The sequence below is a fragment of the Candidatus Contubernalis alkalaceticus genome, from assembly GCF_022558445.1.
Taxonomy (GTDB): domain Bacteria; phylum Bacillota; class Dethiobacteria; order SKNC01; family SKNC01; genus Contubernalis; species Contubernalis alkaliaceticus.
In genome coordinates this window covers 2678784-2699465 of record NZ_CP054699.1, presented here as the reverse complement: position 1 = coordinate 2699465, position 20682 = coordinate 2678784, and the positions used below count along the sequence as shown (strand labels likewise).

The window sequence follows — 20682 nt, the reverse complement described above, 5'->3', positions numbered from 1 at the left end:
AATATTTTTAGGTTATGATAAACTTTTTTCATTATTCATAATTTTCACCAGGGTTCGGCTTAATTCTTTAATTTGATAGGGTTTTCTTAGACAAGCGGAAAAACCGTATTCTTTATAGTTGGCCATCACGGGATCATCGGAATAGCCGCTGGAGACAATGGCTTTTACTGCTGGATTCAATTTTCTGAGCTGCTTGATGGCTTCTTTCCCTCCCATACCGCCTGGTATGGTTAAATCCATTATTACAGCGTCAAAGTCAAATATGTCTCCTTCTTGTGCAGATTTTTTGTAAAGGCTTATGGCTTCCTCTCCATGGTATGCCCAGGAAACCTGGTAGCCCAGGCTCTTCAGCATTTCTCCACAGGTTTTCAGGACTAACTCATCATCGTCCATGATTAAAATATGGCCGCTGCCGAAATATAGTTCTTCATTTTTATCCGTTTCCGGGCAGGCACCGGCACAGGCAGGCAGATAAATAAAAATTGTTGTCCCCATACCTGGTTGTGACTCTACCTGAATCAAACCACCGTGGTTTTGGATGATTGTATGGGCGGTTGCCAGGCCAAGGCCGCTTCCTCCTGGTTTTGTGGAGAAGAAGGGGTCAAATATTTTATCCAGATGGTAGGGGGTTATGCCGATTCCATCATCGCCAATGGTTATACATACATAGTCACCGGGGGATAAGGGTATACTGTTTAATTCATCGTCTGTTAATATTAAGTTACAGGCGGTTAAGGATATTTTCCCCCCTTCCGGCATGGCCTGTACGGCATTGATCAGGATGTTATTAATTACCTGGCCGATTTGTGTACTGTCGGCCTCTATGGGAAAGAGATCCTCTGCTATCTGGACTTTGCAAATGGAGGCAGAACCGCTTAAAATAAAACCGATGGTATCCTTTAACAGATTTTTTAGGTAGATAGTTTTCTTGATCGGTGCGCCCCCCTTGGCAAAAACAAATAACTTACAGGTTAGCTCCTCGGCCTGCAGGGCTGCTTTCTCCATATGCTCCAAATAAACACTAATTTTTTTATCTTTATTGCGAATATTTACCAGGGAGATATTGCCCAGAATAACCGCCATAAAATTATTAAAATCGTGAGCGATTCCACCGGCCAAAAGGCCTATGGAGTTCAGCTTATCCGCCTTAAGGATTTCTTCATTTATTTTCTTCTGCTGGGTGATATCGTTCACGGTGAGAACGACTTGCTCAACGTTATCCTCCGCATCAAAAACCGGTGCACCGCTGATGGAGACATAAGCTGTTTTCTCATTTCCATCTAAAGTGCCTGAATAATTATAGGCCGGTTTTTTTTCAGACATAACTATTTGGAATACTTCTTTTGGGTTGTGGGGATTGTTTTCTTTTGGACCGGCTGCCTTCTGCCATAACAGTTTCTGCAGCTCAGTTTTTTTAAGTTTGAAAATCTGTTCTAGCCGGGAGTTGGCATAAATAATATTTCCACAGCGGTTTAACACCATGATTCCGGCGGGGCTGGTATCCATCATACGGGCGATCAGGTCCCGTTCCTGCCGGAGCTGTTTGGAGTTTTCTTTTTCAATTTCCAGGATCCCTCCCAGAAACCAGGCTAAGAGAAAAAAAATACTACCGAGAACCAGGGTTGGTTCAAGGATACCCAATTCCTGGTTCCCGGTAAAGTTTAAACCGCTGGACAAGAAGAAAATGCACAGGGATGCTGCTCCGGCAAAGGCTGTTCCCCATCGTTTCCCCAGGGCGATACAGGAGAGGGCTACCGGCAGCAGGTAGATTGAACCAAAAAGCCAAACCTGTTCTCTCTGGGAACTGGCCAGCACCATAGTAATTATTATGAACAGTAAGGTGTGTTTGGCAATATTCCACCATAGAAGCACCGGGTATCGATATTTTCGCTGTAAAAAATGATAATCTATCAGGATAAATACTGCTGCTGGGGATACAGTTCCTGTTAATAATATAGTTGAAGTATAAAAGGTATATTCTTTTAAATTAGCTACGAAAATTAATATTATAACTGTTACCAAATAAGCCAAAATATGTGTAACAAGGTTTACCTCTGCCAGACTTTTTTGCCTTTTTTTTTGCCAGTTTTTCATTTTTTATACCCCTTTAAATACCTTTAACGTTTCAGTTTGGTTGGCATTTCTGGTTCGTAGGAAAACCACCAGGAAGCTGAGGCAGCACCAGCGTTGGCTACTAGGGTCAGCAGAAAAGCCAACATTGATGATAGTAAAATAAGTGTCCTTTTCACAATTATTCACCTCCTTTTTTTAGAAGCGGCTAAGCTTTTCTAGTTTTTGATCCAGGCGTTTTACTAAACGGAACCCAATGGGAGAAAGCATAATTCCTCCTGCTGCCAGCCCAGTAGCCCCTGCTGCAGCTAAAGATGACCAGGGTTCAACAGTAATATTTGAAGCGAAAATAACCAATGAGCTAATAACTGTAACCATAAACAGAGCCCTCAAGCGCAGTTTTCTACGCATCTCTGGTTCATTCACCGGTTTTTCGCTGTTATTGGGTGCCCACAGCCAGGTGGCAGATATAGCCCATATTACGGAGATGCCAACCCAGAAGATTGTAGGGAAAAAGTAATAAACACCCTTGGTAAAAAATATAGCTGCAGTAATCCCTAAACAATTGACAACGGTGCAGCGCCACAGTGCTGTGCAGTGGACTCCGCCGGCAAAAATTCGTATAAAGGTCCAGCAAGAAATAATAACTAGAGTTTCTGAAAAGAACCCCAGTGCCAAGCCAATAGCAAGCATCAATGTCAGCCCTATGATCCCAGAGAGTAGGTAATCCAGTCCGTAAGCCACTACCTCTCGGTCTTCGGGGGAGAGTCCTGCCAATTGTCCAATTTTTTCGGCAGTTCCCTGAGCCAGGTATTTAGCCATGATATTTTTTTCCTTTCTTATAGTGGCCTTTTTTCCATTTTTCTACAACCAAGGCCATTACAAATAGAAAAGCTATGTGACCCCAACCAAAAGAAATGTGTAATAGAAGGCCATGTATTTCCGGGTCCATATTAATACCTGTTAACAATGAAAAAAAATTAATAAAAAATGTTTCAGAAACAGCCAGGATCATACCTACTAATAATGCTGTTAGCAGGCAACTACTTAAAGATTTTTTCAACTGCGCAGCAAGTTGCATTGAAAGCAATATCATTAAAATAATAAAGTGAACACCAAATTCAAGAGGAAGCAGGCGTACCAGGAAGACTGAAAAAGCAAAAGGTATGCTAATTATGAAAACTTGCTTCCATTCTAATTTGCCCACACATAAAACTACCGCCAGGCTGGCTACGGCCAGTGATTCCGGCAAAGTATGGCACAACCAAAATAATAGGGATAGTCTCATTTTTTTATCTCCTAAAATATAGTTAAAAATACCAATATTATATATTTCTACTTCACCCCAAAAAACCCCTTTTTTGCTAATGCATAAAAAATAAATATAATTATTGCCATATTGGCACTAAAAATAATAAAACCCGTTCTTGAGTATTGTTAATGAAACGATTTTCTTCTAAAGAAAGTGGTTAATTGAAACTTTGCACAACTTTTTGCCAAAAAATATCCGCACCCTAAATTCTAATTTATGCAGGGGTGTGCATATTTTGTTTAGGGCGTGCGAAAAAACTCAGACAAAGCACTCAAAGTCGTTTATGATGTAATTTCAGTAAGGTCGAAACCATCTGCGTTCATCACTCTATTCCAGGTGGATCGAAGTAAAAAATGCTAAAAAAATTTTTTTATAAAGTAAAAGGAATAAAATAAAATATGTCGAAATGAATAATAACACCAATTGTAAAAAAGTAGCAACAAAATTGCTGTAATATAATAACTTTAAAATGTGACCATGAAGGTTATTGTCTTCCAGAAGGAAGAGCCTTCTTTTGGTCATATTTTTATTTGAAATATTTAATATTAATATGGCTGATTCAGTGATAAATACGGCTATCAGGAGACAGCTTCTGCATCAGCGTTGAGAAGGAGGCGTAGCAGGTTATTATAAGCAGTTTACCAGTACAAGGGTCTTTCTGCTTTTTATGTTAAAAAAGCTTTATAATCAAGGGGGTTTTATAATGAAGATTAATTTGGCAGGGATGAAAAAATGTTTCATTTTTTGTTTGGTGTTTCTCCTCATGACCGCTTTCCTGGGTGGATGTAGGGGAGATGGACAAAAAGATGAACAGACAACGGAACAAAAAACTGAAAAAAGCATTGAAGAACTAGTGGAAGATCCTGTAATTCAGGAGGTTGTTATTGGGGAGCAGTTTGACCTGGGAGGGTATGACCCTTCCTCCTCCATGTCCTCTTTTGTAAGGGCGCTGGTTTATAATAACCTGGTGGAACTGGATTTAAATTTTAATAAGGTTCCCGGTCTGGCGGAATCATGGGAAATGAGTCCTGATGGAAAAACCTGGACCTTTGGCCTCCGGAGGGATGTTTTTTTTCATGACGGCACTCCCTGGGATTCCGAAGCGGCAAAGTTTAACCTGGAATGGCAAATAGAAAAGGGGCAGACCTGGCTTTCAGCGGTAGAAGATATACAAACACCGGATTCCCATACCCTGGTTATAAACCTTAAAGTGCCGGTGTTTACATTCGTGTCTGACATTACTCCACCCTTTTTAGCCATGGTGAGTCCAAAGGCCATTGATGATGAGGGAAATGTTACAGAGGCTATAGGTACTGGCCCTTTTAAACTGGTCAGCTGGACTAAAGACAGCCAGTTTGTTATGGAAAAGAATGAAGATTATTTTGATAGCGCTCCTACGCTGGACCGGTTAATTTTTAAAATAATTCCCGATGCGGAAACTCGGGCTCTGGCTCTGGATGCCGGGCAAATTGATATGATGAGCGGCCGGGAAGCACTGACGGTAGTCCAGCGTTTCAGCGATTATGAGGGTATCGATATTATCAAGAGAATGGGACAGACCTCAGAACTGCTCTTTTTTAACATTTATAAAGAACCTTTTGAAGATATCAGGGTCCGGCAGGCTGTGGCTTATGCTGTGAACATGGAGGCATTAGTTAGCGACCTTCTGACAGATTTGGCAGAACCGTCGTCAAACTTTTTTTCTGAGGCATATAAGGAGTATCTCAACATCAACCCCAATATGCCGTCTTATAATCCAGAAAGGGCTCAGACCCTGCTGGAGGAGGCAGGTTGGACCATTGCTAGTGATGGAATTTTGGAAAAGGGCGGACAAAAACTGAAAGCAGTCCTTTGCTTTGGGGCAAAAAATGAAGAGAACCGCCTTTTAAGCACAGCTATTCAGGGGATTTTAAAAGATATTGGAATAGAGGTGGAGTTAAAAGCCTTGGAGGATGCGGCTCTCAGGGAATCGTTGACAGAAAAGGATTATGACATGCTGATGATAGGTCAGTGGTTTGTGCCCCATGATGACCCCACTAGCCATTATCAAGGGGGTTACTGGCATTCAAATTCGGCATATACCATCTACACTTCAGAACAACTTGACGGTATGATTGATGATTTGGCCGGCAGTCTGGACTACCAGGAGCGGGTAAAGCTCCACCGGGCAGTGCAGGCAGAAATACTGGAACATACACCTTTTATGGTGGTTTTCCACCGCAATAATATTATGCTGGTTAACCAGAAAGTGAAGAATTTTAATATTTCCATAGGAACCTGGCAGATATTCCGCGGCCTTACGGAGACAGTGGTGGAGTAAATCCACAAGCCGGGAAGGAGCAGTGTAACAACGGTATCTTATTTAGATTTAAAGTAAGAGAATAATTAGGGAACAAGGAGGTACAAACAGTGCAGGGAAGAATCGAAAAATATTGGGAAGGGTAAGCATCACAATATAGTCAAAGTGTATGGTAGGAGATGAATAGTTTTAAAAAACAAGCATGGGTTGATTTAATAATTGAGTACAGGCCTGGTGGCTCTCCGTTGGAGGTTTTAGATATTAGAACCGGTCCTGGGTTTTTTACAATGTTAATGGCTGAAGCGGGATATCCTGGATAATATTAGGCACAGTAAGAAATAGCCTTTAATTGCTAAATTAATAAGTTAATCAAAGATTAATTTTAAGAAAATCTTAGGATTTTTCCATATATAAACTTAAGAATAATTGATTAGAATGTCACTATCTTACTCAATCTTTAGGATAGTGGCATTTTGATTGAAGTTCCTATGATTATGAAATATACTATATCCAGTGATTGAATAGCAGGCAATTACATAGTGGTTGGTCACATAGTTTAAATTTAGAGGTGAATGGCGTTATGGAACAATTCAACATATTAGTTTGTGATGACGACAAAGATATCGTATCTGCAATAGATATCTATCTGACCAATGAAGGCTACAGAGTCTTGAAGGCTTTCGACGGCCTGGAGGCCCTGGAAAAACTTAAGGCAGAAGAAATTCACCTTATTATCTTAGATATCATGATGCCAAAAATGATGGCATTCGGGTGATAGTAAAGATCCGTGAAGAAAAGAAACTGCCTGTTATAATGCTCAGCGCCAAGGGGGAGGATACAGACAAAATTATAGGGCTTAATATGGGAGCTGACGACTATATCACTAAACCCTTTAACCCTCTTGAACTGATGGCCAGGGTGAAGGCTCAACTTAGAAGATACTCTTCGCTTGGCAGCCTGGAAATAAATGATAGTATATATCAATCAGGGGGGCTTTTGCTGGACGACCAACAAAAACAGGTGACAGTTGACGATAAACCGGTGAAACTAACCCCAATTGAGTATAATATCTTAAAATTGCTAATTTCCAATAGAGGGATGGTCTTTTCTTCGGACCAAATTTATGAAAAAGTTTGGAATGAACTGCCTGTGGGATCGGATAATATTGTTTCGGTGCATATTCGGCATCTGCGGGAAAAAATTGAAGCCAATCCCAAAAGCCCTATGTATCTGAAGGTAGTTTGGGGGCTTGGTTACAAGATTGACAGGGTGGGAAAATGAAGGGTTTACGATATAGCCTTGCTGCAAAAATTTTCGCTTACATTTTATTGTTTGTATGTATTATGCTCTGCCTTGGGGCTGCTTATATCCTCGTTCTTAATTATATTATGTTTAAGCAGGTTTATATGATATTATTAAATATTTCTTATTATGTTTTACCTCTTTCATTGTTTGCTGGTATTTTCTTGTTTGCTTTTTTGATATCCAGCGCGGGAGTAATTAAAGGTAAAGATGCTCCCGCCCTTAATGGATTGGACAGGATTTATACGGATCTTTATATACTACTTTCAGCAGCGGCCTTGATGCCAGGAGCATTAATTTATCTAGATATAGAGCGCGTGCTTAGAGGCGATATTATGCAGTACATGCTGTTTTTAATCGCTGCCTTTTATCTCTATTCCATTATTATGTTGGGTGCCATGACATTTTCTAAGCGCATAAGGAGTGGTTCCTTTTTAAAAAACACAATTATTTATGGATTGATAATGTTTGGCAAAGAGGTCTTTACCAATATAGGCACAGTCTATCAGGCAGGTTTGGCTGTTATTATTTTCGGTATTATAAATATCTTACTACTTAATAATATCCGCGACGGGATTGCAAGCCTGGCCTTTTTAGTTTTTAACCTTTCTGTATTTGGATTTGTGCTGTATCTGTCCCTTCAATTTGATAACCTAAAAAAAAGCGTGGGTCAAATCGCCGGCGGTGATTTGGAATCAAAAATTGATAGTTCCAAACTCATTTTAGGTTTTAAAGAGCAGGCGGAAGCACTAAATGAAATTAGTGATGGACTTAATAAAGCTCTGGATGAGAAAATGCGAAGTGAGCGGTTTAAGACTGAACTTATAACTAATGTCTCCCATGATATCAGAACGCCGCTTACCTCTATTATTAACTTTATTGATCTTTTAAAAAAGGAGGATCTGCAGAATCAAAAGGCCTTGGAATATTTAAATGTTTTAGAACAGAAGGCCCAGCGGTTGAAAGATCTCATTGAGGATCTAATGGAAGCTTCAAAAGCCAGCACCGGCAATATTACAGTGCTCTTAAATGAGATTAATGTAAATGAGCTGGTAAAACAGGTAACGGGAGAGTACCATGAGAGGCTTAGGGAAAAGAGACTGGAAATTATACACACCCTGCCCAAAGAAAAAATAATTATAGAGGCTGACCGAAGGCATATGTGGCGAATTTTGGACAATCTTTTGTCCAATATAAAAAAATATGCCCTGCCGGGCACCCGTATGTATATCGACCTTAAAACCAATGAAGGATTAATGAATCTTACCTTGAGAAACATATCTTCTGAGATGCTGAATATTTCTCCGGAAGAATTAATGGAACGTTTTGTGCGGGGTGACCAGGCCAGAACCACAGAAGGCAGCGGCCTGGGCCTTTCTATTGTCAGAAGTTTGACTGAGATTCAAGGGGGAACTTTTGATATAAAGATTAAAGGGGATTTATTTGAGGTAGAATTATGTTTCCCGGTAAAAGAGATTAAATCCTTGTTATAGGTTTGTGTGTTCTTGGTAAGTATTTTTTAGTGGAGAGCCATTTTTAATTCACTCTCTGAATTAACAGGATAAGACCTTATCATCAGCCCCTGAGCTATAAGGGGTTTTTTTGCATGGTGGAATAATCACCTTAAGATAATCTTAGGATTTTACTATATCTGAAGTTAAGATTCATTGGTTAAAATGTCATTATCTAAAGATCTGGAGGTGGCATTTAACTATGAAAAAGAAAAAAGTTGCCGTATTATTTGGAGGCTGCTCTACAGAATATGAGGTTTCTTTAAAGTCTGCTGCGGCAGTAATAGACAATTGCTGTAGGGACAAATACGAGATTATTTTAATTGGAATTACCAGAGAGGGAAAATGGTTTCGGTATTATGGCGATACCCAAAAGATTGAAAATGATACATGGTTCTTAGAGGGTGTTTGCGTAGAAGCAATTATTTCTCCCAGCAGAGATGTGCATGGAATGATTGAGTTTGGCAGTGAGGGTTTTTGTAGGACAAGAATTGACGTGGCCTTTCCTGTTTTGCATGGGAAAAATGGCGAAGATGGAACTCTGCAGGGGCTGTTAGAGGTGGCAGGTATTCCTTTTGTTGGTTGTGATACTCTTTCCTCCTCCATGTGCATGGACAAAGATATTGCACATAAGATTGTTGGGCTTGAAGGGATAAAAACGCCCAACAGTATCTGCATAACAAAACCCCGGGACAACCAGCCTGCCCTTGATTTTGCATTACAGCAGGGCTTCCCAGTATATGTGAAACCCGCCAACGCCGGTTCATCCATGGGAATTACCAAAGCTAATTGTGAAGCGGAACTACTTGCTGGCATGGAAAAAGCTTTTGAACATGATCGTAGGGTCCTTATTGAAGAGAACATTGACGGGTTTGAAGTGGGATGTGCTGTTTTAGGTAGTGACAAATTGCTCACAGGGGAAGTAGATGAAATTGAATTGTGCGGAGGTTTTTTTGATTACAGGGAGAAATATACCCTGGAAACTGCCAAAATACATCTGCCGGCAAGGATAGATGAGCGGACAACTGAAAAAATCAAGGATACCGCATTAATTATATATAAAGCTTTGTGCTGCAGGGGTTTTGCCAGGGTGGATATGTTTTTAACAGGGCAGAAGGAGGTTGTATTTAACGAAATAAATACTATTCCCGGCTTTACGACTAAAAGCAGGTACCCCACCATGCTTTGCGCGGTAGGATTATCCTATGGAGAAATTATTGATAACCTCATAAATTTTGCTCTAAGGAGTGGGGATTAAAATGAACATAATACATATGAATACTTTGTCAAATTTCTATATTTACCAGGGGGACCTCATTCTCGTAAATAGAAAGTGGCCTGTCAGTACAGATAACGGCATATTACGAAAGAACCTTGTCCCCTCTATTAATGATAGCATTGTTCTTTTAGAAAAGAGATGCGCCTTAATGTTCCAAAGGCTTCTTAGTGCCTGCGGCGGAGCAGCAGAAATTATTCCCGTAAGCGGATACCGTTCCAAAGTTGAGCAGCAGCAGATATACAGTGAATCCATGAGGGAAAATGGCGCTGCCTTTACTTCAAAATTTGTCGCCCCTCCCAATGAAAGTGAACATCAGACGGGACTGGCCATTGATGTGGCTAAGAACAAAGAAAGTGTTGATTTTATTTGCCCGGATTTTCCTGATGAGGGGGCATGTAAAACCTTTCGAAAGCTGGCGCCGGATTTTGGTTTCATAGAGCGTTATCAAAAGGGTAAGGAACAAATCACAGGCATAGCTCATGAGCCGTGGCATTTTCGATATGTAGGTTATCCACACTCTGTTGTTATGAGGGATTATAATTTTTGCCTTGAGGAGTATCATGATTTTTTAAAAAACTTTCTCTTTAACGGGAAACATTTTATAATTCCCAATGGTAAGCATCAATTTGAAATTTATTATTATCCGATATTAGAGGCATCGGACAAGAGTATAGAAATTTCACTTCATAAGCCCTGTCAGCTCTCAGGCAATAATGCAGATGGGCTTATTGTAACGGTGTGGTACTAAAATGAATGAAACTAAACAAGGATATAACTGGATTGATAATTTTAGAATAATCGCCGTGATATTAGTCATAGCCATACATACTTCACCCCTGGTATCTATTAATGAAACTGCAGACTTTATATTGACCCGCGTTTTGGCTCGCACCGCTGTCCCTTTTTTCTTTATGGCCACAGGATTTTTTTTGCTTCCGGGGCTGGTCACACTAAGCACTAAAGAAACTACAGATAATGCGGCTCTTTTAAGATTTCTGAAAAAGATAGTTATTTTATATGGGTTCTCCATTATCATATATCTTCCTTTAAACATTTATTCCGGGTTCTTTGGATTAAGGACAACTGTTTTTTCTCTTTTTAAAGCCCTGGTGTTTGACGGCACCCTTTATCATTTATGGTATTTTCCTGCAGTTACTTCAGGAGTTCTTATAGTATATCTGTTTGCCAAGAAATTACCGGAAAAAGCGCTGGGGGTAATGGTATTAATTCTATATTTATTGGGACTTTTGGGGGACAGTTACTTTGGAATTACAGTGCAGATACCCTTTATTAAAATATTTTACGATAATATGTTTGTTCTGTTTGATTATACAAGAAACGGATTGTTTTTTGCTCCTGTGTTCCTGGTAATGGGAGGTTGGATCGCCTGTGGGAAGAAAACAATTGGAGTAAGAAAAAGTATCATGGGATTAATTTTTTCCTTATCCTTAATGATTGTTGAAGCAATGATATTAAATCACTATGATTTACAGCGTCATGACAGTATGTATGTTATGCTGCTTCCCTGCATGTATTTCCTCTTTCAATTGATACTGTCAGTTCCAGGGGAAAGCCGAAAAAATCTTCGAACCCTCAGTATGCTTGTTTATATCTTACATCCTCTTTGTATTGTCCTGGTGCGGGGGTTTGCTAAGATGACAGGATGGACCCCTGTGTTAATTGAGAACAGTTTTACTCATTTTGTGGCTGTCACAGCAGCATCTTTTGCCCTCTGTATTATTCTGCAGAGAATATCAGGGTGGAGGAAAGAGAAACCGTACTCCAGAGGAAGAGCATGGCAAGAAATTAATTTGTCCAACTTGATTAGCAATGTAAAAAGTTTTCAAGGGATACTGCCGGAATCATGTTCAATCATGGCGGTCGTAAAAGCAAATGCCTATGGTCACGGTGATATTGCCGTTTCCAAGGCATTATACCAACAGGGCATACGTGCTTTTGCTGTTTCAACTGTTACAGAGGGAATTTCCCTGCGGCAGCATGGAATTGGTGGTGATATCCTTATAATGGGCTGTACCGGTTTTCAAGACCTTCATCTGCTTACGAGATATCGTCTGATTCAGACAGTGGTAGATTGTGAATATGCAGGCTTACTAAACAGTTATGGAAAGAAAATTAAGGTACATATAAAAATTGATACAGGGATGAACCGTTTAGGAGAAAATTGCCACAGGTTACATCAAATTGCACAGATGTATCATATAAAAATCTGATTGTCTGTGGAACTTATACTCATCTTTGTGCTTCTGATAGTATGGATGAAGAGGATGTGGTATTTACTAAAAACCAAATTGAGTATTTTTATAATGCCATATCTGAACTTAAAAAAATAAATATAAATACGGGAAAGCTGCACATACAAAGCAGTTACGGCGTGTTGAACTATCAGGAGCTTCAGTGTGATTATGCACGTCTTGGAATTGCTTTATATGGAGTACTCAGTAATCGAGATGATTGGACTAAAGTGCAAATAAATCTCCGGCCTGTATTTTCACTTAAAGCTAGGATTGTTCTTACAAAAAAGGTGGCTGAAGGTGAAACCATTGGATACGGGCGTAAATTTACAGCCCCTGGGGATATGCTGATTGCTGTTGTTTCCATAGGGTATGCTGATGGGCTGTCGCGAAATCTATCTTCCATGGATGGGTATGTCTTGATAAAAGGCCATAGGGCTAAAATAATTGGTTTCATCTGTATGGATCAGATGATGGTGGATATTTCCAACATTAAGGGTGTGCGGTCAAACGATATTGTAACCATTATAGGGGAAGACGGAGATCAGCAAATCAGGGCGGAAGAGGTGGCATGGCAGACGGGAACTATTACCAATGAGCTGCTGAGCCGGATGAACCATAATCGGGTAAAAAGTATTTGCGTAACTTAAAAAAATAAGCCTATAAGCCTATAAGCCTATAAGCCTATAAGCCTATAAGCCTATAAGCCTATAAGCCTATAAGCCTATAAGGAAGTATGATTGGAAAACGTTTTTAATACCATTACTTGAATAATTAGCCTTTTATATTTTAGAAAATGTTTACGATATTTTATAAAATTATGCAGGAAGTAGCAAGAAAATGTAGAAGTAAATAAGACGGCGTGTTACAATTATTTAATAAGTATTACTACGCATGCATTTATGTAAATTCTAGATAGGGAGGTTAAATAATGACTATAGTACAGAAGCTGGATCCAGAACGTTTGAAAAGCTCGGAGTTTTGGGAGGATGCCTGGTTTCAGGCTAAGGAAAATTCAATCTTTAAAAAAAAGAATAAAACAATGCAGGATATTGTAAAACACTGGAATAAGAGGGCAGAAAATTTTACGGAAAATGTGATGAGTGAGAAAGGGAAAGGTAGAATAAATAAGGTTATTCAATGGTTGGAAGTCCAGGGGGTAAAGCTTGAAGGTGCTAAAGTCCTGGACATTGGTGCCGGTCCCGGCCCTTTTTCTCTGGCCTTTGCCCAAAAAGTTGAACAGGTAGTGGCCCTGGAACCGGCAGAAAATATGGCAGCTTTTTTAAAAGAAAAAATACAAGAAGGCAAAATTACAAACATTGAAGTTATCCAGGATACCTGGGAGGAGATAGATTTGGAGGCTAATGGACTGAAGGGGCAGTTTGACCTGGTTTTTGCCTCCATGACCCCAGGGATTAACAATTGGGAAACCATACATAAAGCACTGCAGTGTTCAAAAAAATACTGTTTTATCAGTCAGTTTGCCGGCAAAAGGCAGAGCAGCATTATGGAAGATCTGTGGCAGGCGGTATATGGTGAGGAAATCCCTAAATGGCCTGCTCATGTTATGTTCATTTTAAACCTTCTCTATTCCAGGGGTTACCAGCTGGAGTTCAGTGTCTGGGAAGAAAAAAGGGAAATAGAAACAACTGTTGAAGAGGCAGTGCCCTTCTTTATAAATGAACTGCAGATGTTTGGTAAAGAGGAACCTTACCCGGAAGATTCAGTCCGAAAGTTTTTGGAGGGCCGGGTGCAAAACGGAAAGCTGTCTCATCAGATGGTCAGCCGTTTGGGGAAAATATTGATCAGACTGTAAAAAAAAATTCATTACAATACATTAGGGGGGCAAGCTTGAAATATTCCCTTGTTGAAGTAAGCGAATGAAAAGTCTCGACATTAATAACGGAATATTTCAAGCTTGACCCCTAACCTGCCCACATGACAAAACAAAATGGTTACTTGGGAGGGGCGGGAGGGCTAAAATCTTCATCTAAAGAAAATATTGTTTCCAGGGGTTTATTTAATAACTTTGAAATATTTAGTGCCAGGGCTAAGGTAGGATTATACTTTTCATTTTCTATAGCTATAATTGTTTGTCTTGATACCTTTAACTTCCCGGCAAATTGTTCCTGGGTTAAATTAAGCTGTTTTCTGTAAAATCGTACCCTGTTATGTACTTTATTTTGCATCTTTTCCCACTAACTTCTTTCTATAGTATAAAAGTGATAAGCTGTTTACTATTCCTGTTAATATTAGCAGGAAAAAAGGGAGCCCAAAAATTTTAGATGTAAAAAAATCATATAATATCCAAATAAACAAAAAGATATATACTAACAACAATTGATTTCTCATAGATAAATTTGCTATATACATATCCATTTCATCAGCTCTGTTAAAGCCAAGCTTTTTCAAAAACTTCTTCATCAAATCCCTCCAACGTTCCTTTTTTAAAAAAGCCTACAAAAGTGTTTTTAATTTACTGCTCACTATTACCTACAAATTTTTTTCTATAGTATATTATAGAACCAAAATATACTAATTTTGACAAGGCAGCTAAAAGGAAAGGAGTTCCAATAGTTTCAGTTTTAATAAAATCATACCATATCCAAATTAACAAAAATATCCAAACTAAACCTGCCAGGTTTCTTGCGGCCAAATAGGATATATGGATATCCATCTCATCAGCTGTGTTTAAGTTGTAAAAGCCAATTTTTTCTAACCATTTCATAGTAATCCCTCCGATGTAAAGAGCTCTTAACATTAGTATATCAAGATTTGCTCAAAATGTAAAGAGTGTTTAACAATTTTAATGAGAGGAGATATATATCGGAAGTTATGCCAATTGTTTTGGGGATATGGCTGGGAAGGATGGAAGTTAGTTGCATTACATAAAGGAAGAATAGAAAATCAGAAATTAAAGTGGGCTTTATATGGCGATAAGTTTATGGTTTAAAACGCCGGTAAAATAATACAATAATAATATTCTCAATTTGCTATACATTTCAATGAATATGCTATACTATCAATATACGTACGAAGACTGGCATTATATCCTTTAAATAATATGAGCTTTTTGAAAGTAGGAATAGCATGAACGTGGTAAAAGCAGAAAATCTTACAAAATATTATGGCAATGATAAAGCAGTAGATTCCATAAATTTTCAAGTTCATAAAGGGGAATGTTTTGGACTTCTAGGGCCCAACGGTGCTGGAAAAACTACTGTGGTAAAAATGATGTACTGCTTTTCTCCGGTCACCTCCGGTATTCTTCAGATCTTGGGCATGAACGTTATGAAAAATCCGATAGAAATTAAAAAAATAACTGGAGTTGTGGCGCAGGAAAACAACCTGGACCCGGAGCTGCACGTTCTAGAGAATATGATTGTCTATGCCAGTTATTTTAATATTAAACGCAAGATTGCAGAGAGTAGAGCCCGGGAACTGTTAGAATTCATGGATCTATCTTCGAAAATAAATACTCCCGTAGAAAACCTTTCGGGAGGCATGAGAAGACGGCTGGCTATTGCCAGATCTTTAATTAACCAACCTCAACTTCTGGTTCTTGACGAACCTACTACCGGCCTGGACCCCCATGCTCGGCACTTGGTTTGGGAACAGCTGCAAAAACTAAAAAAAGATGGCTTGACCATCATCCTGACCACCCATTACCTGGAGGAAGCTTCTGTTTTATGTGATCGGTTAATCATTATGGATCAGGGAGTAATTATTGAAAAAGGAGCTCCCCGGGAGTTAATATTAAAGCATGTGGGAAAAGAAGTGGTGGAAATAGAACTGGCGGAAAACCTTCAGGAAAAATCCAGTTACCTGGTAAGTGAATTTAGGGAACATGTAAGGGGATATCACCTGGAAAGGGGAACTCTTTATCTGTTTACAAACAAAGGACAGGAACTTTTATCTAAGATATCCCATTTGAATATTACCACTGGTTATCGGCTGCTGAGACCCGCTACTCTGGAAGATGTTTTTCTAATATTAACCGGAAGGAAACTAAAAAATGAATCCTAAAATGATATTTTTCCGGCCGCAAATTACCCCTCTCTTTATCAAAGTCTTTAAAAGAAACTTTCTGGTTTTTTTGAAAAACTGGAAAAGCAGTTTAATGTTTAACTTCCTTGAACCAGTTTTGTACCTGACCGCCCTGGGGTTTGGGCTGGGCTTATATGTTGAAGATATCCAGGGGCTAACCTATCTACAGTTCATTGCTCCGGGATTGGTGGCATCCTCAGCCATGTGGTCCACTTCCTTTGAATCTACTTACGGTAGCTTTACTCGGATGCAGCTGAACCGAATATTTCATGCCATGATCGCCACTCCCCTCAGTCTAGATGAGGTGGTGGCAGGAGAAATACTATTTGGAGCTTTTAAAAGTGTTCTTTACGGTACAGTCTTTTTACTGGTAATTTCCCTACTGGGATTGACTGCATCCCCCTGGGCGCTGTTAATTATCCCTGTTCTTTTCCTTACTGGTATTGTATTCTCGGAACTGGGGATGATTTGGACCAGCATCTCCCCCAATTTTGATTCTTTTGCCTATTTTTTTACTATAATTATTACTCCTATGTTTCTTTTCTCGGGCATCTTTTTTCCTTTAAATACCATGCCCCTGTGGGTACAGATTATAGGCTGGTTTACTCCTCTGTTCCATGCGGTACAGTTAAGCAGAAGTCTTGTTCTGGGTGAGCTGTCAACATTGCTGTGTGCCCATTTTTCCATTATTCTGGCCTTTGCTCTCGCACTGGCTGCTCCCCCTATGGTACTGATGAAAAAAAGGATGATTAGTTAAGCAGACACAAGCAGTCAAGGGGGACAAGGGCTTATATGGCTTTATGGTTGAACCGGTTCGCTATATTTCTCATACATCACTGTTTTCTCAAGCGGTTTTCTTTCAGTGGTATGGCGGTCAGGACTCAAAAAGCCCTTGTCAGGATAACCTAGGAAAATTAAAATTGTCGGCTCAATGTATTCAGGGATGTTAAATCCTTTTCTTATAATTTTAGGGTCAAACAATCCCACCATTACACTGCCGATATTTAATTCCCTGGCGGCCAGCATCATATGATCACAGATTATACCAATATCTAAATCGCCCGAACATTTCCCGTCAAAAGGACGTACTAAAGCGTTTCTCTTGTCCTGGCACACGATGAGGATACATTGCGAGCCGAAAGTTTGATATGCTTTTTCAACCTTAACAATATTATCTTTTCGCTGAACAACAACAATCCGCTGTGGCTGCATATTGCATGCAGTTGGGGCCACACGTCCGGCAGATAAGATTCGCTCAAGATCATCTTTGTTTATTTTCTTATCTGTAAATCCACGTGTAGTACACCGTTTTTTTACTAGTTTTAAAAAGTCCATTTTAAGATTCCTCCCTTTGGTTTAGATTTTTAAAGGTAACTTGTGAGCTAAAATTCTGGTTAGGCGGTCAGTGACAATTAACAGAAATGTGCATTAAGCATAAATAACACTGCCAATCCCCGCGCCAAGTCAAGTTCAACCTGCCTTTTATTGTTTACTTTTTTTGTTGCCAGCATATTTTTGCCTCCTTTTAATCTGCCTGATAAACCTTGCGGTCAAAAAGTTTGAGCAGTAAGTACAACAGAATTCCAGAGTAGAGCCACCCTGCAAGAAATGTCGGTAGTATCGGTTTGCCTTCAGCAATAACCTGATACAGGCGGCAGGGCCAATACAAAGGGATAATGCCTAACAGGTACTGCCAAGGCGGCGAGATATAAAACGCTGAAATAGGGGCAATCCACAAGGCGATTGTCCCTTTCATCATGGCAAAGCCCTGGATTTTGTTTTCTGCAAAGCAGGCCACTGCAAATGCCAGAAGTGGTGCCAGCGGCGAGGCGGACAGTGAGAGAACAAATAATCTTAACAGCCCCAAATCTGCCGGGTTCGCCAGAAGCAAAGCTAACCATGTGCCTAAGAGCGAACCGAAAAATGGCAGCAGCAGGTTGTAAAGCATATATTGACGGGGTGAAACCGGGGTTAACAGTAACACAGATGTTATCTTGTTATCTTTTTGATCCAGATGCAGAAACCCTGCAATAGCACCTGATATAATAGGAAGAAGCAAAAGAACTGAACAGACAGCTATGACCGCATAGTAAGAGCTTAAATCAGATGCAAAATATGTGCCGAGAGCATCAAGTACTGCTGGCAGCCCCCAGCGCAGCAGCAGCCCAAGACCAAGCGGCATAAAGATAAGGTAGCTGATATAGTCATCGCGCATTATGTTTTTTAAATCGTTTTTCCCCAGTATCTTTATCACCTGTATAGTCTTCATTGCTATCCCTCCATATCCTGGATAACCATACCTTGATACAGTCTTATACAGACATAAAAGAGGACGGCTAAGCTGATTATTGAATACAGAACACCATATGCCAGCAGCCCAATTTCAACAGGTGCAAAAGCTGACTGTAAGACTACTAATACAGCTTGAAGCGGATGAATGAATAAGAGAGGGCTTTCAAGTTGTGCCAGGCCTGTAATTAACGGCAAAGATGCAAGGGCACCGTACAGCACAGAAGGCAGCAGGTATTCTTCCAAAGAATTATAACGAGTGACACTGATAAACCCCACAAGCGCATAGAAGGCAGAAGCAAGAAAAATGCCGATGATAAAAGGAAACCAATTAAAGCCAAAACCATAAACCACAATTGCCAGCACAGTACTTTCTAAAACTGCCAAAAACCCAAGTGTTACTATTTTAGAGCAGAGATAATGCAGTGGAGAAAAGGGCATAACTGCACGTATTACTGAAATACCTTCGTCCTTTTCCAGCAGAACCTGTGCTGCAATAAAGTAGTAAGCCGTCATGTTCATATATAAAAGGATTGCCAGCGGTAAAAGCCAGCCCCAATCAACCCCGGGCAAACGGCTTAAACCAAGCACCACAAATAATAAAACAAAGAATGTTGCGGTATAAAACCCGTTTCTGAGCTGGATTAAAAAGTCACAATATATAGTGGATGGAAGCTGTTTCATGCCAGATTCCTCCCTGTTACCTTAATAAAGACATCTTCTAAGGTAGCATCTTTGCTATGTATGGAAAGCACTTTATGCTGCCGGATAAATGATAAAAACGATTCATTATAGCCCAGCCCATCCAGGGGAAAATCTGCACTCATTTGAGTTCCGTTTTGCTTATACTGAACCAGGACTACCGGCTCCTGGTGTTTAATGGCCAGCTCATTAGGGTCGGCAGTCAGCTTCAATTTGCCGTCCACAATAAAACCTACCCGAGCACAAAGCTCAGCGGCTACATTCATATCGTGAGTCGTCAGAAAGACCGTTCTGCCCTGTGAGCGCAGCGACAAAATAATATCCTTAACTTTGCGGACATGGATTGGGTCCAGGCTGGAGCTCGGTTCGTCAAGAAACAGGACAGAAGGGTTATGGATTAAAGCGCGGGCAAGGCTGAGGCGGTTTTTCATGCCTTTTGAAAACCTGCCAACCGGGATATCGGCACTATCATCGAGACCCAACTCTTTTAGTACCTCCAGGGGGTCCTGTGTAGCTTTCTGGTAAAGGGAGGCGAAATATTTTAAGTTCTCCAAAGCAGTTAGTTTGTTAAAATGGTGAGGCAGCTCAAAAGAGACACCAATTTCTTCATAGAAATCCCGCTTGAATCGGTTCAAGCTGTGTCCTAAAACTTTCACTTTTCCTTGATAACCCTTTAAGAGCCCAATCAGGATTTTTAGCGTGGTGGATTTTCCCGACCCACTGGGCCCAAGAAAACCAAAAACCTCACCCTGTTTTACAGAAAAACTTAAATCCTTAACTGCAGGGGCCGTACCTTTGGGGTATGTGTAAGAAAGCTGTTTTACCTCAATCATTGTTAATCCCCGTTCTATGAGCACTGTAGTTTCCTGCGCTGTTTCTTGCAATGTAATTAGCAATCAAATCAAACAAAGTATCAATAACCCTGGGGAATATTTCTGCAGGAAAGCGTTCTTCATGCAGAGAAACCAAAAAAACAGAACGCAACAGGCCGCTTACAAGCTGCGGCTCCTGCCCCATGTCTATACCGGCTTCGCTGCACAATTCCAGCAGCTGTTTTGAAAAATCTGCATCGTCAGACATGTGCTCAGCTATTAGCTCCGGCGGCATTTTTCTCAGCACATATTCCAGATCATCGCTGTCTAATCTTGCCGATAACGGATTTTCGACCCATGATTGTACAGCCTGCCTGAAGATAAATTTTAGAGTTTCGGCTTTATTGTCTGAAGGAGTATTTATTGCTGCATCCAAGATGTCTTTTTTAAATTTCTGCTGTGCCTCGTCAAGAAGGGAAAAGTATAGCTCTTCTTTAGAAGCAAAGAATTTGTAGAAGGCACCTTTAGAGATGTTTGCTTGCTGGACTAGTTCATCTACGCTGACTTTGCGAATACCTCGTGAGCCGAATAAATTTAGCCCTGCATCTAAAAGTTTCCTCCTGATATAACGGTTTTCTTGTTCTGTAAACGCTCGCGGCATTTTAACGTACCTCCAATATGACTAAATATAATATTATAGTCATATTGTCGCATGGGAAACATAGTATGTCAAGAGTTTGGACGTCCAGACAGCGAACAAGAATGAGCACAATGGGAAGTTAATAGAGAACAGTATAAGACTCCCCC

At 40.1% G+C, this 20682-nt stretch carries 23 protein-coding genes and 1 pseudogene; 11 read left to right on the top strand and 13 right to left on the bottom strand.

Features of this window, described 5'->3' with window-relative positions; all coding sequences use genetic code 11:
- Positions 1–12: 12 nt before the first annotated feature.
- The 4 genes from HUE98_RS13540 to HUE98_RS13525 are packed head-to-tail and all read right to left on the bottom strand — an operon-like array spanning position 13 to position 3322.
- A complete protein-coding gene (locus HUE98_RS13540; protein WP_241421154.1) occupies positions 13–2094 on the bottom strand; it encodes a hybrid sensor histidine kinase/response regulator in 2082 nt (693 codons plus the stop codon).
- Between the two features lie 23 nt (positions 2095–2117).
- Positions 2118–2249, bottom strand: a complete 132-nt coding sequence (locus tag HUE98_RS13535; protein WP_241421153.1) for a cyclic lactone autoinducer peptide — start codon at positions 2247–2249, stop codon at positions 2118–2120.
- A 19-nt stretch (positions 2250–2268) separates the two neighbouring features.
- Positions 2269–2892, bottom strand: coding sequence for an accessory gene regulator ArgB-like protein (locus HUE98_RS13530; protein WP_241421152.1), 624 nt, complete (start codon positions 2890–2892; stop codon positions 2269–2271).
- Positions 2885–3322: a hypothetical protein gene (locus HUE98_RS13525; protein ID WP_241421151.1), complete on the bottom strand. Its 438-nt coding sequence runs from the start codon at positions 3320–3322 to the stop codon at positions 2885–2887. The genes HUE98_RS13530 and HUE98_RS13525 overlap by 8 nt, the downstream gene beginning before the upstream one ends.
- Before the next feature lie 763 nt (positions 3323–4085).
- On the opposite strand from HUE98_RS13525, the gene HUE98_RS13520 reads away from it, so the two are divergent.
- From HUE98_RS13520 to HUE98_RS13485, 9 genes and pseudogenes are all read left to right on the top strand, one after another.
- Positions 4086–5702, top strand: a complete 1617-nt coding sequence (locus HUE98_RS13520; RefSeq protein ID WP_241421150.1) for an ABC transporter substrate-binding protein — start codon at positions 4086–4088, stop codon at positions 5700–5702.
- A 158-nt stretch (positions 5703–5860) separates the two neighbouring features.
- Positions 5861–6001 (top strand): hypothetical protein, encoded by a 141-nt coding sequence (locus HUE98_RS13515; RefSeq protein ID WP_241421149.1) that lies wholly within the window; start codon positions 5861–5863, stop codon positions 5999–6001.
- 260 nt (positions 6002–6261) lie between these two features.
- Positions 6262–6962, top strand: a pseudogene (locus HUE98_RS13510) (response regulator transcription factor).
- Between the two features lie 125 nt (positions 6963–7087).
- On the top strand, positions 7088–8476 hold the full coding sequence (locus tag HUE98_RS13505) for a sensor histidine kinase (protein WP_241421148.1): 1389 nt from the start codon (positions 7088–7090) through the stop codon (positions 8474–8476).
- Positions 8477–8696: 220 nt separating this feature from the next.
- Entirely contained in the window at positions 8697–9752 is a 1056-nt protein-coding gene (gene vanG, locus HUE98_RS13500) for a D-alanine--D-serine ligase VanG (RefSeq protein WP_241421147.1), read from the top strand.
- A gap of 1 nt (position 9753) precedes the next feature.
- On the top strand, positions 9754–10521 hold the full coding sequence (locus HUE98_RS13495) for a M15 family metallopeptidase (RefSeq protein WP_241421146.1): 768 nt from the start codon (positions 9754–9756) through the stop codon (positions 10519–10521).
- 1 nt (position 10522) lies between these two features.
- Complete coding sequence (locus HUE98_RS13490) at positions 10523–12004, top strand: alanine racemase (protein WP_277623678.1); 1482 nt, start codon at positions 10523–10525, stop codon at positions 12002–12004.
- Positions 11956–12675: an alanine racemase gene (alr, locus tag HUE98_RS17685; protein ID WP_277623677.1), complete on the top strand. Its 720-nt coding sequence runs from the start codon at positions 11956–11958 to the stop codon at positions 12673–12675. The genes HUE98_RS13490 and alr overlap by 49 nt, the downstream gene beginning before the upstream one ends.
- Before the next feature lie 281 nt (positions 12676–12956).
- Complete coding sequence (locus HUE98_RS13485; protein ID WP_241421145.1) at positions 12957–13841, top strand: class I SAM-dependent methyltransferase; 885 nt, start codon at positions 12957–12959, stop codon at positions 13839–13841.
- 139 nt (positions 13842–13980) lie between these two features.
- Here the strand turns inward: HUE98_RS13485 and HUE98_RS13480 are convergent, their stop codons facing one another.
- From HUE98_RS13480 to HUE98_RS13470, 3 genes are read right to left on the bottom strand one after another with little or no spacing between them, the layout of a single operon-like run.
- On the bottom strand, positions 13981–14214 hold the full coding sequence (locus tag HUE98_RS13480; RefSeq protein ID WP_241421144.1) for a helix-turn-helix transcriptional regulator: 234 nt from the start codon (positions 14212–14214) through the stop codon (positions 13981–13983).
- Entirely contained in the window at positions 14204–14449 is a 246-nt protein-coding gene (locus tag HUE98_RS13475) for a hypothetical protein (RefSeq protein ID WP_241421143.1), read from the bottom strand. The genes HUE98_RS13480 and HUE98_RS13475 overlap by 11 nt, the downstream gene beginning before the upstream one ends.
- A gap of 52 nt (positions 14450–14501) precedes the next feature.
- Entirely contained in the window at positions 14502–14753 is a 252-nt protein-coding gene (locus HUE98_RS13470) for a hypothetical protein (protein ID WP_241421142.1), read from the bottom strand.
- A gap of 362 nt (positions 14754–15115) precedes the next feature.
- Between HUE98_RS13470 and HUE98_RS13465 the strand changes: the two genes are divergently transcribed.
- Positions 15116–16051, top strand: coding sequence for an ABC transporter ATP-binding protein (locus tag HUE98_RS13465; RefSeq protein WP_241421141.1), 936 nt, complete (start codon positions 15116–15118; stop codon positions 16049–16051).
- On the top strand, positions 16041–16829 hold the full coding sequence (locus tag HUE98_RS13460) for an ABC transporter permease (RefSeq protein WP_241421140.1): 789 nt from the start codon (positions 16041–16043) through the stop codon (positions 16827–16829). Before HUE98_RS13465 ends, HUE98_RS13460 begins: the two co-directional genes overlap by 11 nt.
- Before the next feature lie 41 nt (positions 16830–16870).
- On the opposite strand, the gene HUE98_RS13455 is transcribed toward HUE98_RS13460, so the two are convergent.
- From HUE98_RS13455 to HUE98_RS13430, 6 genes are all read right to left on the bottom strand, one after another.
- A complete protein-coding gene (locus tag HUE98_RS13455; RefSeq protein ID WP_241421139.1) occupies positions 16871–17407 on the bottom strand; it encodes a nitroreductase family protein in 537 nt (178 codons plus the stop codon).
- 77 nt (positions 17408–17484) lie between these two features.
- On the bottom strand, positions 17485–17583 hold the full coding sequence (locus tag HUE98_RS13450; RefSeq protein ID WP_241421138.1) for a DUF1624 domain-containing protein: 99 nt from the start codon (positions 17581–17583) through the stop codon (positions 17485–17487).
- Positions 17584–17597: 14 nt separating this feature from the next.
- Entirely contained in the window at positions 17598–18341 is a 744-nt protein-coding gene (locus HUE98_RS13445) for a hypothetical protein (RefSeq protein ID WP_241421137.1), read from the bottom strand.
- A 2-nt stretch (positions 18342–18343) separates the two neighbouring features.
- On the bottom strand, positions 18344–19045 hold the full coding sequence (locus HUE98_RS13440) for an ABC transporter permease (protein WP_241421136.1): 702 nt from the start codon (positions 19043–19045) through the stop codon (positions 18344–18346).
- Positions 19042–19896: an ABC transporter ATP-binding protein gene (locus HUE98_RS13435; RefSeq protein WP_241421135.1), complete on the bottom strand. Its 855-nt coding sequence runs from the start codon at positions 19894–19896 to the stop codon at positions 19042–19044. Before HUE98_RS13435 ends, HUE98_RS13440 begins: the two co-directional genes overlap by 4 nt.
- On the bottom strand, positions 19889–20536 hold the full coding sequence (locus tag HUE98_RS13430) for a TetR/AcrR family transcriptional regulator (protein ID WP_241421134.1): 648 nt from the start codon (positions 20534–20536) through the stop codon (positions 19889–19891). Before HUE98_RS13430 ends, HUE98_RS13435 begins: the two co-directional genes overlap by 8 nt.
- Between the last annotated feature and the right edge of the window lie 146 nt (positions 20537–20682).

Coding starts and splice junctions, on each gene's coding strand:
- HUE98_RS13440 (WP_241421136.1), bottom strand. CDS start 19,045: ATGAAACAGCTTCCATCCACTATATATTGTGACTTTTTAATCCAGCTC.
- HUE98_RS13455 (WP_241421139.1), bottom strand. CDS start 17,407: ATGGACTTTTTAAAACTAGTAAAAAAACGGTGTACTACACGTGGATTT.
- HUE98_RS13490 (WP_277623678.1), top strand. CDS start 10,523: ATGAATGAAACTAAACAAGGATATAACTGGATTGATAATTTTAGAATA.
- HUE98_RS13475 (WP_241421143.1), bottom strand. CDS start 14,449: ATGAAGAAGTTTTTGAAAAAGCTTGGCTTTAACAGAGCTGATGAAATG.
- HUE98_RS13470 (WP_241421142.1), bottom strand. CDS start 14,753: ATGAAATGGTTAGAAAAAATTGGCTTTTACAACTTAAACACAGCTGAT.
- HUE98_RS13520 (WP_241421150.1), top strand. CDS start 4,086: ATGAAGATTAATTTGGCAGGGATGAAAAAATGTTTCATTTTTTGTTTG.
- HUE98_RS13505 (WP_241421148.1), top strand. CDS start 7,088: ATGATATTATTAAATATTTCTTATTATGTTTTACCTCTTTCATTGTTT.
- HUE98_RS13495 (WP_241421146.1), top strand. CDS start 9,754: ATGAACATAATACATATGAATACTTTGTCAAATTTCTATATTTACCAG.
- HUE98_RS13450 (WP_241421138.1), bottom strand. CDS start 17,583: ATGCTGGCAACAAAAAAAGTAAACAATAAAAGGCAGGTTGAACTTGAC.
- HUE98_RS13465 (WP_241421141.1), top strand. CDS start 15,116: ATGAACGTGGTAAAAGCAGAAAATCTTACAAAATATTATGGCAATGAT.
- vanG (WP_241421147.1), top strand. CDS start 8,697: ATGAAAAAGAAAAAAGTTGCCGTATTATTTGGAGGCTGCTCTACAGAA.
- HUE98_RS13530 (WP_241421152.1), bottom strand. CDS start 2,892: ATGGCTAAATACCTGGCTCAGGGAACTGCCGAAAAAATTGGACAATTG.
- HUE98_RS13480 (WP_241421144.1), bottom strand. CDS start 14,214: ATGCAAAATAAAGTACATAACAGGGTACGATTTTACAGAAAACAGCTT.
- HUE98_RS13430 (WP_241421134.1), bottom strand. CDS start 20,536: ATGCCGCGAGCGTTTACAGAACAAGAAAACCGTTATATCAGGAGGAAA.
- HUE98_RS13515 (WP_241421149.1), top strand. CDS start 5,861: ATGAATAGTTTTAAAAAACAAGCATGGGTTGATTTAATAATTGAGTAC.
- HUE98_RS13540 (WP_241421154.1), bottom strand. CDS start 2,094: ATGAAAAACTGGCAAAAAAAAAGGCAAAAAAGTCTGGCAGAGGTAAAC.
- HUE98_RS13445 (WP_241421137.1), bottom strand. CDS start 18,341: ATGAAGACTATACAGGTGATAAAGATACTGGGGAAAAACGATTTAAAA.
- HUE98_RS13435 (WP_241421135.1), bottom strand. CDS start 19,896: ATGATTGAGGTAAAACAGCTTTCTTACACATACCCCAAAGGTACGGCC.
- HUE98_RS13460 (WP_241421140.1), top strand. CDS start 16,041: ATGAATCCTAAAATGATATTTTTCCGGCCGCAAATTACCCCTCTCTTT.
- HUE98_RS13485 (WP_241421145.1), top strand. CDS start 12,957: ATGACTATAGTACAGAAGCTGGATCCAGAACGTTTGAAAAGCTCGGAG.